At 72.7% G+C, this 15,355-nt stretch carries 17 protein-coding genes; 5 read left to right on the forward strand and 12 right to left on the reverse strand.

Annotated elements, in window-relative coordinates:
- Nucleotides 1-34 precede the first annotated feature (34 nt).
- A complete protein-coding gene (locus tag KIK08_RS09485; protein WP_214402667.1) occupies nt 35-220 on the forward strand; it encodes a zinc ribbon-containing protein in 186 nt (61 codons plus the stop codon).
- Here the strand turns inward: KIK08_RS09485 and KIK08_RS09490 are convergent.
- Together KIK08_RS09490 and KIK08_RS09495 are read right to left on the reverse strand one after the other, a co-directional pair.
- Entirely contained in the window at nt 202-942 is a 741-nt protein-coding gene (locus tag KIK08_RS09490) for a VOC family protein (protein WP_214402668.1), read from the reverse strand. The genes KIK08_RS09485 and KIK08_RS09490 overlap by 19 nt on opposite strands.
- A 91-nt stretch (nt 943-1,033) precedes the next feature.
- Nucleotides 1,034-1,933 carry a LysR family transcriptional regulator gene (locus KIK08_RS09495; RefSeq protein WP_214402669.1) on the reverse strand — a complete coding sequence of 300 codons (900 nt, stop codon included), beginning with the start codon at nt 1,931-1,933 and terminating at the stop codon, nt 1,034-1,036.
- 73 nt (nt 1,934-2,006) lie between these two features.
- Between KIK08_RS09495 and KIK08_RS09500 the strand changes: the two genes are divergently transcribed.
- Complete coding sequence (locus KIK08_RS09500; RefSeq protein ID WP_214402670.1) at nt 2,007-2,792, forward strand: alpha/beta fold hydrolase; 786 nt, start codon at nt 2,007-2,009, stop codon at nt 2,790-2,792.
- A 54-nt stretch (nt 2,793-2,846) separates the two neighbouring features.
- Here KIK08_RS09500 and KIK08_RS09505 read toward each other — a convergent pair whose 3' ends face one another.
- Nucleotides 2,847-3,365, reverse strand: coding sequence for a MarR family winged helix-turn-helix transcriptional regulator (locus KIK08_RS09505; protein WP_214402671.1), 519 nt, complete (start codon nt 3,363-3,365; stop codon nt 2,847-2,849).
- A 99-nt stretch (nt 3,366-3,464) separates the two neighbouring features.
- On the opposite strand from KIK08_RS09505, the gene KIK08_RS09510 reads away from it, so the two are divergent.
- Nucleotides 3,465-4,409, forward strand: a complete 945-nt coding sequence (locus KIK08_RS09510; protein WP_214402672.1) for an NADP-dependent oxidoreductase — start codon at nt 3,465-3,467, stop codon at nt 4,407-4,409.
- Between the two features lie 97 nt (nt 4,410-4,506).
- On the opposite strand, the gene KIK08_RS09515 is transcribed toward KIK08_RS09510, so the two are convergent.
- A complete protein-coding gene (locus tag KIK08_RS09515; protein ID WP_308257523.1) occupies nt 4,507-5,415 on the reverse strand; it encodes an SDR family oxidoreductase in 909 nt (302 codons plus the stop codon).
- Between the two features lie 97 nt (nt 5,416-5,512).
- Between KIK08_RS09515 and KIK08_RS09520 the strand changes: the two genes are divergently transcribed.
- Nucleotides 5,513-6,211, forward strand: coding sequence for a TetR/AcrR family transcriptional regulator (locus tag KIK08_RS09520; RefSeq protein ID WP_214402674.1), 699 nt, complete (start codon nt 5,513-5,515; stop codon nt 6,209-6,211).
- On the opposite strand, the gene KIK08_RS09525 is transcribed toward KIK08_RS09520, so the two are convergent.
- The 4 genes from KIK08_RS09525 to KIK08_RS09535 form a co-directional block, all read right to left on the reverse strand.
- A complete protein-coding gene (locus KIK08_RS09525) occupies nt 6,195-7,166 on the reverse strand; it encodes a calcium/sodium antiporter (RefSeq protein WP_214402675.1) in 972 nt (323 codons plus the stop codon). The genes KIK08_RS09520 and KIK08_RS09525 overlap by 17 nt on opposite strands.
- 22 nt (nt 7,167-7,188) lie before the next feature.
- Nucleotides 7,189-7,320 (reverse strand): hypothetical protein, encoded by a 132-nt coding sequence (locus tag KIK08_RS40945; RefSeq protein ID WP_256446175.1) that lies wholly within the window; start codon nt 7,318-7,320, stop codon nt 7,189-7,191.
- Between the two features lie 51 nt (nt 7,321-7,371).
- A complete protein-coding gene (locus tag KIK08_RS09530) occupies nt 7,372-7,959 on the reverse strand; it encodes a hypothetical protein (protein WP_214402676.1) in 588 nt (195 codons plus the stop codon).
- Between the two features lie 117 nt (nt 7,960-8,076).
- Nucleotides 8,077-8,907, reverse strand: coding sequence for a class II glutamine amidotransferase (locus tag KIK08_RS09535; RefSeq protein WP_214402677.1), 831 nt, complete (start codon nt 8,905-8,907; stop codon nt 8,077-8,079).
- Between KIK08_RS09535 and KIK08_RS09540 the strand changes: the two genes are divergently transcribed.
- Nucleotides 8,906-10,876 (forward strand): alpha/beta hydrolase, encoded by a 1,971-nt coding sequence (locus KIK08_RS09540; RefSeq protein WP_214402678.1) that lies wholly within the window; start codon nt 8,906-8,908, stop codon nt 10,874-10,876. The genes KIK08_RS09535 and KIK08_RS09540 overlap by 2 nt on opposite strands.
- Nucleotides 10,877-10,941: 65 nt before the next feature.
- Here KIK08_RS09540 and KIK08_RS09545 read toward each other — a convergent pair whose 3' ends face one another.
- The 4 genes from KIK08_RS09545 to KIK08_RS09560 form a co-directional block, all read right to left on the reverse strand.
- On the reverse strand, nt 10,942-12,009 hold the full coding sequence (locus KIK08_RS09545) for a S1C family serine protease (protein ID WP_214402679.1): 1,068 nt from the start codon (nt 12,007-12,009) through the stop codon (nt 10,942-10,944).
- Nucleotides 12,010-12,094: 85 nt separating this feature from the next.
- On the reverse strand, nt 12,095-13,594 hold the full coding sequence (gene nhaC, locus KIK08_RS09550) for a Na+/H+ antiporter NhaC (RefSeq protein WP_214402680.1): 1,500 nt from the start codon (nt 13,592-13,594) through the stop codon (nt 12,095-12,097).
- An 11-nt stretch (nt 13,595-13,605) separates the two neighbouring features.
- Entirely contained in the window at nt 13,606-15,132 is a 1,527-nt protein-coding gene (locus KIK08_RS09555; RefSeq protein ID WP_214402681.1) for a basic amino acid/polyamine antiporter, read from the reverse strand.
- Nucleotides 15,133-15,176: 44 nt separating this feature from the next.
- Nucleotides 15,177-15,355 (reverse strand): arginine deiminase family protein (locus KIK08_RS09560; RefSeq protein ID WP_250556656.1); only part of this gene is annotated, 179 nt, incomplete at its 5' end.

Consider the following 15,355-nt stretch of genomic DNA (forward strand, 5'->3'; position numbering starts at 1 on the left):
GGCGACCGCGCGCCGGAACTGGGATGGTGTCGCCATGGCAGATCCCGTTCCCTCCGGCAGCGACGTCTCCGCGGGCACCTACCGGTGCACGAACTGCGGCTACGAGCTGGGGGTCACCTCGACGAAGAACCTCCCGCCGTGTCCCAGCTGCGGCAACGGGCACTGGGACACCCGGACCGGCGGCGACTCGGTGCACGACCCCTACCCCGACCGCAAGTAGCGCCGGACCTGTCCGGCCGCCACGCGGAACTCGTTGCCGTCGGGGTCGAGCAGCGCCACCCCGCCGGGCCGAGCCGGGGCACCGTCGTCCCGCGTCGCCCCGAGGGCCAGCAGCCGGTCGACCTCCGCCTCCTGGTCGCCGACGGCGGCCAGCTCGAAGCGGAGCCGGTTCCGGCCCGACTTCGGGTCGAAGGGCGGACCGCCCCAGGTGATCTTCGGGCCGCCGTGGGGGGCGCGGATGGCGGTCTCCTGGTCCTGGTCCCAGACCAGCGGCCAGCCGAGCGCCTCGCTCCAGAAGTAGCCGACCTCCCGCGACCCGTCGCACGCGAGCGCCCCGACGAACCCGCAGTCGGCCAGGAAGTCGTTGCCCGCGCCGATCACGCAGAACTCGTTGCCCCCCGGGTCGGCGAGCACGACGTGCCCCTCCTCGGGGCGCTGACCGACGTCGATGTGCCGGGCCCCGAGGGCCAGCGCCTCCGCCACGGTCCGCCGCTGGTGTCGCGGGGACTCGCTCGCCAGGTCGACGTGCATCCGGTTCTTGCCGGTCTTCGGCTCCGCGGTCGGGACGAACCGCAGGTCGAACCCCGTGTCGTCACCGGGCCGCAGCAGGGTGTCGGGGCCCGGCCCGCCGTCGACGTCCCAGCCCAGGACGCCGGCCCAGAAGCCGGCGAGCAGCCGCGGGTCGCCGGCGTCGACGCAGAGCGCGACGAGTCGGGAAGCCATCCGCTGGGCACCTCCGTTCCGCCGGGGCCGACCGTACGGCGCTGCGCCGCACCCGCGGAAGCGGATCGGGCGACGGCCGGCCAGGACACGGCTAGGAGCGCAGCACCGGGGCGTGGCCGGCCAGGAACTCCCACAGCATGTCGGCGACGGGCCCGTGCGGCCGGTCGCGCCGGCGGGCCGCGGACAGCTCCTCGACCACGCCGGGGAAGTGGCGTCCGGCCAGCGACAGCAGGCGCCCGTCGCGCAGTTCCGCCTCGACCAGGAACCGCGGCAGGTGCCCCCACGCCATGCCGTGCAGGATCAGCTCCTTCTTCATCAGGTGGTCGGGCACGGAGCACGTCGGGGCGCCCTCGACGAGGAAGTGGCCCGGTTCGGCCGGGTGCCGGGCCGAGTCGCGGACCACGCACTGGGTGAGGGCCTGCATGCGCTGCGGGGTGATGTCCGCGGTCGGGGGGAAGGGCAGGAAGCCCGGCGCCACGACCGGCACGAGCGCGACCGGGCCGAGGTCGATCCACTCCATGCGCACGTCGCTCTTGGGGACCCGGTGCACGATGAGGTCGGCCTCGTCCTCCCGCAGCCGCTCCCAGGGGCCCGTCACGGTCTCGAACTGCAGGTGCAACCGCGTCTGCGGGCGCTGGGCGAAGAACCGGCTCAACAGCTCCAGCACCGGGGGCAGCGGGCACAGGTCGCCGAGCACCACGCGCAGCTCGGCCTCCTCGCCCATCGCCAGCTGCGTCGCGTAGGTCCGCAGCTCGTCGGCCTCGTGCAGCAGCACGCGCACCTTGCGGTGGAAGGCCCGACCCGCCCCGGTGAGCGCCACCCGGTAGCCGGAGCGGTCCAGCAGGGCGAGCCCGAGCCTGCGCTCCAGCTTCGCCACCGCCGCGAAGACCGAGGGGTGCGACCGGTGCAACCGCTCGGCGGCGGCCTGGAAGCCGCCGTCGCGGACGACGGCGTCGAAGCACTGCAGTTCGTGCAGCGTGTAGTCCGCCATTGTCGGAGCAACCTACAGAGTAGGTCCGATATTTGTCATGGCTCTCTGCAGAAATGGCGCCCAGGCTGGAGCCATGGACACCACGACCACCGGCGACGGCGTACGCATCGCCTACCGCTTCGACGGCGAGCCGGACAAGCCGGTGCTGCTGCTGTCGAACTCCATCGCCACCGACCTGCACATGTGGGACGGCCAGGTGCCGGCCCTCACCGAGCGGTTCCGGCTGCTGCGCTACGACGCCCGCGGCCACGGCGGATCCGACGTGCCGGGCGGCGCCTACTCGCTCGACCGGTTGGGCCGCGACGTCGTCGAGCTGCTCGACGCCCTGGACCTGCCGCGCGTGCACGTGCTGGGCCTGTCCCTGGGCGGCATCGTCGCCCAGTGGCTGGCCATCCACGCGCCGGAGCGCGTCGACCGCCTCGCGCTCTCCAACACCGCCGCCTACCTCGGGCCACCCCGGCAGTGGGACCGCCCCATCGCCGAGGTGCTCGCGGCCCCCGACATGCGCGCCACCGCCGAGACGTTCCTGGGCAACTGGTTCCCGGCGCACCTGCTGGGCGACGAGGTCGTCGAGGGCTTCCGCCGCACGCTGCTCGCCACGCGGCGCGAGGGCGTGGCCGGCAGCTGGGCCGCGGTGCGCGACTTCGACCTGCGCCGCACCGCCGCGCTCATCGGCAGCCCGACGCTGGTGCTCGCCGGCCAGCACGATGCGGTCACCACCCCCGCGCACGGCAAGGAGATCGCCTCGATCGTCCCCGGCGCGGTGTACGCGGAGCTGCCCGCCAAGCACATGCCCAGCGTCGAGGTGCCGGCGCGCTTCGCGGACGCCGTGCTGGCGTTCCTGACCGCACGCGTCTGACGGCCCGCCGGGCGCAATCCACCGGCGGAGCTGCACGGCCTCGGAGCCGGGCGCCTACGAGCCGCCCGGCCGAGCCCCGCCGCGGCGACGGGGCGCCGCCGAGCGCGGCGGCGTCGAGCGCATGTGCTCGCGCACCGGGGCCAGCAGCTGGGCGAGGGCCTCGGCGTCGGCGTGGGACAGCGGCTCGAACAGCAGGCGGCTGACGACCTCGGTGTGGCCGGGGAGCACTTCCGCGAGCCGCGCGCGTCCGGCGTCGGTGATGGTGACCGTGACGCCGCGCTCGTCGTCCGGCGAAGGGCTGCGCGTGACCAGGCCCGCCTTCTCCAGCAGACCGGCCTGGTAGGTCAGGCCGCTGCGGCTGTAGACGACGCCGTCGGCCAGGTCGGTCATCCGGTGGCTGCCCGTTGGCGAGTCGAGGCCGAGCCGGGCCAGGAGCTGGAACTGCACGTAGCTGAGCTCGCCCGCCTCCCGCAGCTGCTGCTCCACGGCGTGTCGCAGCAGGCTGGCCACGTCCATGAGGGCGAAGTAGGCGCCGAGCCGGACGGGGTCGAGCGGCGGCGGTGTGACGGGCATGACCACAGCCTACTTGCTACGAACTCGAAGCAGGACTACCGTCACCCTCGTTAGCTTCGAATTCGAAGCACAAGTGAACCCACGGAGAGCGGGACCCCGATGAAGGCATTGCGTTTCCACGAGTACGGCGACCCCGACGTCCTGCGCTACGAGGACGTGGACCAGCCCGTCCCGGCGGCCGGAGAGGTCCGGATCCGGGTCGCCGCGACGTCGTTCAACGCCGTCGACGCCACCATCCGCGGGGGCTTCATGCAGGGCCCCCTCCCGGTGGCGCTGCCGCACACCCCCGGTCTCGACGTCGCCGGCACCGTCGACGCGCTGGGCGAAGGCGTCACCGGCGTCGAGGTCGGCGCCCCGGTCATCGGCTTCCTGTCGATGACCGGCGACGGCGCGGCCGCGGAGTACGTCGTCGCGCCGGCCGAGGCGCTGGCGCCGGCACCCTCCGCCATCCCGCTGGCCGACGCCGCCGCGCTGCCCGTCGTCGGCCTCACCGCATGGCAGGCGCTCTTCGAGCACGCCGGGCTGGCGGCCGGGCAGCGCGTGCTGGTCAACGGCGCGGGCGGGGCGGTCGGCGGCTACGCCGTCCAGCTGGCCAAGCGCGCCGACGCCCACGTCATCGCCACGGCCGGCCCGCGCAGCGTCGAGCGGGTCCGCAAGGCCGGCGCCGACGAGGTCATCGACCACACCACCACCGCCGTGGTCGACGCGGTGACCGAGCCGGTCGACGTCCTGCTGAACCTCGCGCCGGTCGACCCGGCGGAGCTGGCCGCCCTCGTCGCCGTCGTCCGCCCGGGCGGCGTCATCGTCAACACGACGGTGTGGATGCCCGCCCCCTCCGACGAGGACCGCGGGGTGCGCGGCATCGACCTGTTCGTCCGCAGCGACGCCGAGCAGCTGTCCCGGCTGGTCGCGCTGATCGACCGGGGCGAGCTGAGCGTCGAGGTCGCCCGGCGGGTGCCGCTGGCCGAGCTGCCGGCGATCCACGCCGAGGCCGCCGCGGGCTCGCTGTCCGGCAAGGTCGTCGTCCTCGCTCCCGGCGCCTGACGGCGGCCGAGGCGGATCTCCAGCGGGGGACCGGCTGTCACCCCACAGGAGATGGTCCAGCCGCCCGCAGCCGTCGGGGCGCACGGCCATCGGGCGTTCAGCGCACCCGCTCGGCCAGGCCCACCCCGGTCAGCCGCTCGCTCTCGGCCCACAGGCGAGCGGCTACGGCGGTGTCCCGCGCCCGGCGGGAGAGCCGGACCGGACCGGTCGGACCGACCAGGCCGAACCGGCGCGTGGGGCCGTAGTAGCCGCCGTTCACGGCGGCGGGGTCGGTGGCGGCGAACAGCAGCGGCCCGGTGCCGGCGCCCACGTCCTGCGACGGCATCAGGGTGCGCTGCATCGCCGCCCACAGCGAGCGTTCCCCGCCGAGGCCCGGTCCGTTCGTGCGGGTGGAGCCCGGGTGCGCCGCGGTACTCCGCAACGGCCAGCCGCGCTCGTCGGCCAACCGGGCGAGGTGGCCGGTGAACAGCAGACCGGCCAGCTTGGACTGCCCGTAGGCCGGCGGGGCGGCGTACCGGCGCTCGCGCTGGAGGTCGTCGAAGCGGATCCGGGCGAAGCCGGCGATCGGGCTGCTCATCGTGACCACCCGTGGTGCTGCGGCCGCCAATACCAGCGGCAGGAGCCGGACGGTCAACGCGAACGGGCCGAGGTGGTTGCTGGCGAGCTGCAGTTCGAAGCCGTCGGTCGTGGTCGCCCGCCGGGGCTGGATCATGACCGCGGCATTGTTGACGAGCAGGTCGACCGGGGTGGCCTCGGCGAGCAGGCCGTCGGCGAACTCCCGGACCGAGGCGAGGTCCGCCAGGTCGAGTCGGCGGACCTCGAGGAGGGCCCGCGGGTGCCGTCCGAGGATCTCGGCCTTCGCACGCTCGCCCTTCTCCGGCGTGCGCACTGCCATGACCACCCGGGCGCCGACCGCGGCGAGGCGGGCGGCCGCCTCCCGTCCGATGCCGCGGTTGGCCCCGGTCACGACGGCGAGCCGGCCGGTCTGGTCGGGAACGGTGTACACGAGAGCGCCTCCACTGGAAGAGACCGATGGTCTGTTGTCCGCCGAGTTTACAGACCGTCGGTCTCTTAAGTGACCGATGGTCTGTAAACTCCCGCCCATGCCGGGCTTCCAACGTGCGCGCAGCGCCGAACAGCGGGCGATCCGCCGCCGCGCGATCCTCCACACCGCCGCGGCCATGCTGGCCGAGCGGCCGGCGGCCGAGATCAGCCTCAACGAGCTGAGCAGGCGGGCCTGCCTGGCCAAGTCCAACGTGCTGCGCTACTTCGACTCCCGCGAGGCGGTGCTGCTGGAGCTGCTCGACGAGGCCTGGGGCGAGTGGCTCGGCGAACTCGCGGTCGAGCTCCCCACGGCGGTCGACCCGGAGGCCTCGGTGTCCGTGCGGGGCGAGCAGCTCGCCGCCGCGCTGGCCCGGTCGGTGGCCCGCCGGCCGGTCCTCTGCGACCTCGCCGGTGCCCAGGCCGCCGTTCTGGAGCGCAACGTGTCGGCCGAGGTCGCCGCCCGGTTCAAGCGGACGTCGCTGGCCCGGGTCGGCGAGCTGGCCGGCCTGGCGCGCGGCACCGTCGCCGAGCTCGACGAGCCGTCCGCGCGGACCTTCGCCGCGCTGGCCATGATGACCATCGGCGCGGCCTGGACCCACAGCCGGCCGGCCGCGCCGATGGTGGCCGCGTGCGAGGCCGACCCCGAGCCGGCCGGGCTGTGGTCGGGCTTCGCCGACCTGGTGCGCGAGGCACTGGCCATCTCCCTCGCCGGCCTGCTGGCCAGGGCGGCGGGGTCGCGGCTCACAACCGGGTGGTGAGCAGCCAGGTCAGGTACGCGACGTAGACCGCCACGAACACCGCCCCCTCGACGCGACCGAGCCGGCGCCGGGTCCGGAAGACGGGTATGCACACCACCGCTGTCGCGACCATGAGGATGAGGTCCACGGCCAGAATGTCGTCGGGCACCGGAACCGCTGCGGGCGCGACGAGCACGGTGGGCCCGAGGATCAGGGCGATGTTGAACACGCTGGATCCGAGCAGGTTGCCCAGCGCGAGCGACCGGTCGCCGCGCATGGTGGAGACCAGTGTGGTGACCAGCTCCGGGGCCGACGTCCCGATGGCCACCACGGTCAGGCCGATCAGCGCATCGCTCGCGCCCAGCTGCCCGGCGATGCCCGCGGCCCCGTCGACCAGGTACTCCGCACCGACGACGATCACGGCGAGCCCGACGACGAGCAGGAGCACCTGCAGCGCGACCGGGCGGGTGCCGCCCGCGGCGACCTCGGCGGGCCCGGAGCCCGGGTCGGGCGGGGCGGGCCGCCGCGAGTCGCGCCGCGCCAGTACGACGATGACCCCCACGTAGGCGACCCCGTAGGCGCAGAGCCACAGGGCGTCCCCGGTGGTGAGATCGCCGTCGATGGCCAGGACGAGCAGCAGGAGTGCCGCACCGGTCATCACCGGCGCGTCCACCCTCAGGGTGCGGGCCTCGAACGCGATCGGCCGGATGACCGCGCTCAGTCCCAGGATCAGCAGGATGTTGACCAGGTTGGTGCCCACGATGGCGCCCACCGCGAGGCCGGCGTTGCCCTGCTGCGCGGCGTTGAGGCCGATGGCCAGCTCGGGCAGGCTGGTGCCGAGCGAGACCACGGTCATCCCGACGACGAGCGGGCTGACGCCGAAGCGCGCCGCCAGGGCGGATCCCTGGCGCACGACCAGTTCGGCTCCCGCGACGAGCGCCACCAGCCCCAGCAGCAGCCACAGCACCAGGTTCACCGAGACCTCCGAGCCACCGGCGTCACCCGCCGGTGCGACCGGCGCCGAGCAGCAGGAGCACGGTCGGCGTCAGGAACCCGGCGAGGTCCGGGCAGAGCAGCAGCACTCCCGCGAGCGCGCCGACGCCCGGGCCGGAACTCGCGTGTCGTCGCATGCGCCGCGGCCACGCCGTGCGGGTTCTCGACCGGCTCCTGCCTCCCGTCCCCTACCTCGCGTCGCGTCGGGCCTGCTGGCGCGCCACCCCGGCGCGTTCGGAGGCGTGGCGCTTGCGCAGGCCAGGGTCGTCCGGGCGGCGGTCGAGCACCTGAGAGCCGCCGGGATCCTGCCGGACGGACGGGCTCCGGGGCGGCCGGGGCGGTGCGGTGGCGCGACGCGCCTCGGCCAATCGCTCGGCGCGCAGCGCGGCTGCGCTCGCTCGCGCCGCCGCCGCGAGCCGCTTGCTCACCCGCGCCAACGCGTCTTCGAACACCTCCGCCTTGCCCCGGTTGCGGGCGTTCTTCGGGCGGGCCGCCCCCCGCGCGCCGATCTCGGGGACGAGCGTCGCCGCCTGCCTGCGGTAGATCTTGACCTGCTTGTCGCGGGCACGCCGGACCCGCAGGTGCAGGTCGACGAGCGCGTCTTCGTCCAGGTCCCGGAGGACCTCCGTCCCGGTCTCGCGGACCAGCGCCGACTCCCGTTCGGTCAGGGAGTTGAGCAGGGCCTCGGCCCCGTCGCGGCTCAGCTCCTCCGGCCCGTGCGGGCCGTCCGGCGGCTCGGCAGCGGTCTCCCCTGCGTCTGCACGTCGCTCACCCATGCCGGGCAGCCTGACCTCTCGCGGCGTAGCGGGCCTCCCCCGTAGTGGATGAGGCGTCGCAGCGATCGATCACCGCCCTGGGTGCGGCGACCTCCTCGGCCATCCCGCGACGTCGCCTCAGGGCGCCTGCGGGCGGAAGGGGACCTCGAGGTCGTCCCCCGGCTGCACCACGACGGCCGTACCCGGCGCGATCTCCCGCCACAGCCCGGGCAGGTCGACCAGCGGTTCGGAGACGACCACCCTGGCCTCGTCGGAGAAGTGCTGGAACCGCTCGTTCTCCGGGTAGAGCAGCCGGACGTCGCGCACCGACGAGCTGACGAACAGCGTGTTCGCCTCCGGTCCGCTGGCGTAGCGCGCCGCGTACAGCCGCACCCCGTCGCTGGCCCCGACCGTCATCTGCAGCGGGTGCCGCAGACCGGCCCGCCGCCCCACGGCCTCGACGAAGCCCGCCATCCGCTCCAGGCCACCCAGCGGGTCCTCGGCCAGGCCGAACGTGAGCGCCAGGAAGAACATCAGCTCGGAGTCGGTGGAGCCGCCGATCGCCGGGAACAACTCCGGGTCGACGGCCAGCACCAGCTCGCGGCGCACCCGGTCGAACCCGTCGATGAAGCCGTTGTGCACGAACATCCAGTCGCCGTGGCGGAACGGGTGGCAGTTCGTCTGCTGCACCGGCGTGCCGGTCGCGGCGCGCACGTGGGCGAGGAACAGCGGCGAGCGCAGCTGGGCGCTGATCTCCCGCAGGTTCGCGTCGCCCCAGGCGGGCGAGGCGCTGCGGAACAGCCCCGGGTGCTCCGCGGTGCCGTACCAGCCCAGGCCGTAGCCGTCGCCGTTGGCGATGGCCACATCGGGGGCGTGGCTCTTGCTCTGCTCGATCAGTGACCGCGCAGGCTGGTACAGCAACTCCTCGGGACGGATGGGATCTCCGAAGTAGCCCAGCCAGCGGCACATGGCTCGACTCTGCCACGCCGGCGCAACCGGCACAGGACGCGGCGATGCGCCGGCCGCGTCGCCGACCCCGCAGCATCGAATCCTTCGCGGCATCGAATCCTTCGCAACGAGGGTCGCTCCGGGAGCCCGGACGCGACATGATCGCCCGTTAGCACGAGGACGTCGGGAGTGGACGTCGGGATGGACGCGGACAGCTGCCGAACGTCACGACGCCGGCAGCATCTCGAGTGAGGGTGGTAGATCGATGCCGGATCTCGACGACCAGGTCACGGTGGCTCGCCGGCACGGGTCGGTTCTCGCGGCTCCGACCTTCGGCGGCGTGGTGCTGGCGCTGCTGTTCTGGTGGGAGTCGCTCACGCCGACGCTGGTTCCCCGGCCCTGGGCGGCCCAGGCGGCGGTCAGCGGTGTCTGTATCGCTGTCGGGTACGGGATCGGCACTCTGGTCGCACACGGGGTACGGCGGGCCCTGGTCCGGTGGGGTCGCTCGCCGGGCCCGAGGACCCGGTCGTGGGCGTGGCTCCTCCTCGGTGTCGGTTGGCTGGCCGGAGTCCTCGGTGGCTCGGTTCTCTGGCTCGACCGGCAGAACGACCAACGCACCCTGATGGGGATGCCGCCGGTGGACTGGTCGGACGTCGTGCCGATGGTGACGGGAGCGGCCGTACTCGCGGCGCTGCTGGTCGTGGTCGGTCGGGCCATCCGGATGGGTCTGCGAGGGCTCGACCGGCGCATCCGCCGCCACGTCCCGGGACGCCGGGCGGCCCCGACGACCGTCCTGCTCGGCGTGGTGCTGGCGGTCCTCCTCTTCGGCGGACTGGCCTTCCGCGGCGTCACCGAACTCGCCGGCTCCGCCTACGGCGCGACGAACGAGGAGACAGCGGAAGGGATCGTCAGACCCGAAGGAGCAACGGTCTCCGGCAGCCCTCGGTCGCTCGTTCCCTGGGAGACGCTGGGACGCATGGGCCGCGACTTCGTCGCCGGGGTCACCACCGCCGACGAGCTCGCCGCGTTCCCCGGGACCGGCGGCCCGCCGGTCGACCCGGTACGGGCGTACGTCGGCGTGCGCTCCGCGGATTCGCTGGACGCCCGCGCCGAGCTCGCCGTGCGCGAGCTCGAGCGGGCCGGCGGGTTCGACCGGGAGGTCCTGGTGGTGTGGGTGCCCACCGGCACGGGCTGGATGATCCCCGAAGCCGCGGCGGCGCTCGAGCAGCTCTACGACGGCGACACCGCCATCGTCGGCATCCAGTACTCCTACCTGCCCAGCCTCCTCTCGGTGTTCCTGGACGACGGGTTGGCGGTCGAGGCGGGATCCGCGTTGTTCAACGCAGTGGAGGCGCGCTGGACCCAGCTCCCGCCCGACCGGCGCCCGCGGCTGCTGCTGTTCGGCAAGAGCCTCGGCACGGCCGGGGTCGAGGCGATCTTCGCCGCCGTCGACGCCCGGTCGTCGGTCGGCAACCTGGTCGCCCGGACGGACGGGGCCCTGATCGTGGGCGCCAAGCACGTCAACCCGATCCATTCCCAGATCACCGAGGCCCGGGATCCCGGATCGCCCGTCTGGCAGCCGGTCCTCGACCAGGGGCGCACCGTGCGGTTCCTCAATCGGGACCCGGACCAGCGCCCGCCCAGCGGTGCCTGGTCGGTCCCCCGGATCGGTTACCTCCAGCACCCCTCCGACCCGGTGTCCTTCTGGGGTGTCGAGGCACTCTGGCGCCCCCCGGAATGGATGGATCGACCCCGCGGGTACGACGTACCGGACAGCGCCCGCTGGTTCCCGGTCGTCACCGCGGTGCAGGCGGTCAGCGACCTGGTCCTGCAGCTCAGCCCGCCACCGGGCTTCGGGCATGACTACGCGACGGACTATGCCGGCGGGTGGGCGCAGGTCCTGCCCCCCGACGGCTGGACCGACGCCGACACCGAACGCCTGGAGCAGTTCCTCGGCCACGGAACAGCAGGAGAGTCAGAGCCGCCCTGAGCATCCGCGTTCCCGCAGGGCGGGCCGAGTGGTCGACGTTCGTCTCGGAGGTGCGGTGCGGCGGGTCACGGCTGTACCCGGACGGCCACGAGGGTGACCGTCATGGGCGTTCCGCCGCGCAGATAGGCGATCTCGACCGGGCGGCCCGACCGGGCCCCGAGTTCGGCAACGGTGATCTGCTCGACGCTTGCCGCAGGCTGTCCGTTGACTTGGGTGATCACGTCGTTGGGCCGTAGCCCGGCCAGGTCGGCCGGGCCACCGCTGGCGACGGAGCCGACCAGCAGCCGGCCGGGAAGGCCGAGCTGCTCGGCGATCGCGGCCGGCACCGCCTGCACCTGCAAACCCACGGTGTAGTGGGTGACTGTGCCGGTTGAGATGAGCTCCTCGGCGATGGGCATGGCGATGTCGACCGGGATGGCGAAGCCGAGGCCGACACTGCCTCCGCCGCCCTCACCGGCGTCGTTGGGGACCGTCGCGATGGCCGTGTTCACGCCAATCAGCTCGGCTCGGCAGTTCACCAGGGCGCCGCCGCTGTTGCCCGGATTGATGGCGGCATCGGTCTGGATCGCACCCACCAGATGCGCTGTCTGCCCGTCCGCTGCGGGGACCGCGACCTCGCGGTCCAGCGCGCTCACGATCCCCGCTGTCACCGTGTCGACCAGCCCGAGCGGGGCACCGAGGGCCACCACGGGCTCGCCCACCAGGAGGTTCTGCGACGAGCCGAGCGCGCTGACCGGCAGACCGCTCGCCTCGTCGGCGGCCTTGAGGACCGCTAGATCGGTCAGCACGTCACGCCCCACGACCGCGGCGGGAGACGAGCGGCCGTTGCTGTAGCGGAGGACGAGGGAGCCAGCGTTCAGCGCGGGCGAGATCACGTGGTCGTTCGTCACGATGAACCCGCCCGGCCGGATGATCACGCCAGAACCGGTTCCGCCCGTAGCCCCCGTGCTCGTCTGCGCCGCGACCGTCACCACGGACGGCAGGCCGGTGGCCGCCACCGCCGTCGCCGAGCACACTGCAGGTGGTCCGTCAGTCGTGGCCCCCACCCCGATCGACGGCCCGACGACCATGCCGACGACGACACCGGCGACCAACGCGATCACGGTGACGACGCCCATCACGAGGACCGACACCCGGGACGGGACCCCACCCCGGCGAATATTCCGGGATCTCGCGGCGGCGGGCGCCCCGTCTCCGGTGGTCACCACGACGCCTCGTTCAGGTCCCGGCCGGATCGGTCCCGGGCGGTTCGGGTTCGGCCGGCTCCACCTTCTCGATCTTGAACCCGGTGAAACCGTAGATCACCGACAGCACCGGGCTGGCGATGTTGAAGAAGCAGAACGGCAGGTAGACCAGCGTCGGCACACCGAGCACGGCGCCCATGAACGCGCCGCAGGAGTTCCACGGCACGAGCGGCGAGGTGACGGTGCCGCTGTCGGCGGTCAGCCGCGACAGGTTCGTCGGGGCGAGGCCGCGGCGGGCGAACTCGGCCCGGTAGATCTTCGCGGGCATGACCAGCGCGATGTACTGGTCGCCGGCGACGACGTTGAGCCCGAACGCTGTGGCGAACACCGTCAGGAACAGCCGTCCGGTGCCCTTCGCTGCCCGGATCATCGGGTCGATCAGACGGCTGATCAGCCCGAACTCCTCGAGCAGGGTGCCGAACGTGACCGCGCCGATGATCAGCCAGAGGGTGAGCAGCATGCTGTCCATACCGCCGCGCGACAGCAGGGAGTCGATGTCGGCGATGCCGGAGTCCATGGTGAACCCGGTCGCCATCGCCTGCCACACGGCCTTGATCCCGGCGAGGACCCCGTTGAGACCGGGTTCGGCGACGAAGGCGCGGACGACGTCGTACTGGGTGAACGCGCCGAGGACTCCGGCGAAGATCGCCGAGGTCATGAGCGCGATCGAGGCCGGGGCCTTGCGGATCGAGAGCACGGCCAGCAGCACCAGCGGCAGCAGGTTCAGCGGGGTGATCCAGAAGATGTCCCCGAGTGCGCCGAGCTCGCTGCCCGTGTCGCCGGCGTCGGTCGCCACCGGCCCCCAGAAGAACCCGACCAGCAAGAACAGCACGAACCCGAGCACGAATGCGGGCACCGATGTCCACGCCTGCCGTTTGATGTGCTCGTAGACGTCGACCTTGACCAGCTGCGCGGTGAGGACGGTCGTCTCCGACAGCGGGGAGAGCTTGTCGCCGAGGTAGGCGCCGGAGATCACCGCGCCGGCGGTGATGCCCGGCGACATGCCCAGCATCGCCGCAACGCCGACCAGCCCGACCCCGATGGTTCCCGCGGTGGTCCACGAGCTGCCGATCGACATCGCGACGATCCCGCAGATCAGGGCCGTCGCCGCGTAGTACCAGGTGGGCGAGAGCACCTGGAGCCCGTAGTAGACCAGGGTCGGGATGGTGCCGGACATGTTCCAGGTGCCGATCAGCGCACCGACCGCCAGCAGGATGAACACCGCGCTCGTGATCGAGGCGACCGCTCGCTGACCGGCGGCCTGGACGTCCCGCCACGGGTAGCCGTTCTTCAGCACGATGAGCGCGGCGATCATCGCGCAGATCACCAGCGCGACCTGGATCGGGCCGTCCAGCGCGTCCAGCCCGAAGAGCGCGAGCGACCCGCCGATCAGCACCACGAGCGTGACGAGCGGGAGAATCGCGTCGGCCAGCGACGGATCGCGGACGGTGCGGTCGCCCTCGGTGGCGGTCATGGACGGCGCCGTCAGATGGCGATGAAGCCGGTCCACAGACCGACGACGCCGGTGATCCCGCCGAGCACGATCACCGCGCAGAGCGCGATCTCGGTGGGGCTGAACAACCGCCTACCCCGTTCGCTGCGCGCTTTGACGTACAGCAGCGTGGCCGGCGCGAGGAGCACCGCGGACAGCAGCAGGAACTGCAGGCCGGCGGCCTCGAACAGGAACAGCGTGTAGGCGGTCGCGATCCCCGCGATGATCGCCTCCTTGCGGCGCGTCCGCGGGGCCACACCCTCGTACGCCTCGCCGGTGAGCCCGAGTTTCAGCCCGTACGCGGCGGCGAAGAAGTACGGGATCAGCGCCAGGCTCGTGCACAGGTCGAGCATGAAGTTCAGCGCGTCGGTCAGGACCAGGGTCGCGGCGAGCAGCGCCTGCACCGCCAGCGAGCTGACGACGAGGGCGGTGATCGGCGTCTTCTTCTCGTTCTCCCGCCCGAGGAACGCCGGGAAGTCCTCGTTGCGGGCCGGCATGTACATGACCTCGGCGGCCATCAGGGTCCAGGCGAGGTAGGCGCCGAGGACGGAGATGATGACCCCGGCGCTGATGAACCAGCGACCCCAGTCGCCGACCACGTGCTCGAACAGGCCGATCATCGAGGGCTGGCGGGTCCCCGCGATGTCCGGCTGCGCCATCACCGAGTAGCTGGCCAGCGTCACCAACGCGAAGATCGCCAGCACGCTCAGGAAGCCCAGCACGGTCGCCCGGCCGACGTCCGCGCGCTTCTTCGCGTAGCGGGAGTAGACGCTCGCGCCCTCCACACCGAGGAAGACGAACGTCGTGATGATCATTGTGTTGCGGATCTGCTCGTCGAGCGAGCCGAGGTCGCCGTAGCCGGTGGCGATCCAGTTGTCGGCGAACACGCCGGCGTCGAAGGCCAGCAGCAGCACGACGATGAACACGAGGATCGGGACGATCTTGAGGATCGTCACGATCCGGTTGATCGCCGCGGCGTCGCGCACGCCCCGCGCGATCAGGTAGTGGAACAGCCAGACCCCGACCGTGGACACCGCCACCGCGAGGATGGTGTCGCCGTCACCGAAGGCGGGGAAGAACGCGCCGAGGGTCGCGGTGATGAACACCCAGTAGAAGGCGTTGCCGGCGACCGCGCTGGCCCAGAAGCCGATCGCGGAGTTGAACCCGACGTAGTCGCCGAAGCCGGCCTTGGCGTAGATGAAGACCCCGGAGTCGAGGTCCGGCTTGCGCACGGCGAGGTTCTGGAAGACGAACGCGAGCATCAGGATCCCCGCGCCGGCGACCGCCCAGGCGATCAGCGACCCGAGGATGCCGGTGGCCACGCCGAAGCGCGCCGGCAGCGAGAACACGCCCGCGCCGATCATGCTGCCGACGACCATGCCGGTCAGCGTGGGCAGGCTCATCTTGCCCGGGGTCTCGACCGGGGGGTCGGTGGTCCCGGTGGGGTCGATGGGCCCGCTGGGTCCGCTGGGCTTGCTGGGTTCGGCGGGCCCGGCGACCCTGTCAGCGGTGTCGACCATCGTCAGCTACTCCCCTTCGGTACTGGCTGCTCGGAAGCGACGTCTCAGTAGTCGACGGCGTCGCGGGTGATCGGGCAGGTCATGCAGTGCCCGCCACCCCGGCCCCGGCCCAGTTCGGCACCGACGATGGTGATGACCTCGATGCCGGCCTTGCGCAACAGCGAGTTGGTGTAGGTGTTGCGGTCGTAGGCGAACACCACACCCGGCTCCACCGCGACCAGGT

This window comes from Pseudonocardia lacus (assembly GCF_018531445.1).
Taxonomy (GTDB): domain Bacteria; phylum Actinomycetota; class Actinomycetes; order Mycobacteriales; family Pseudonocardiaceae; genus Pseudonocardia; species Pseudonocardia lacus.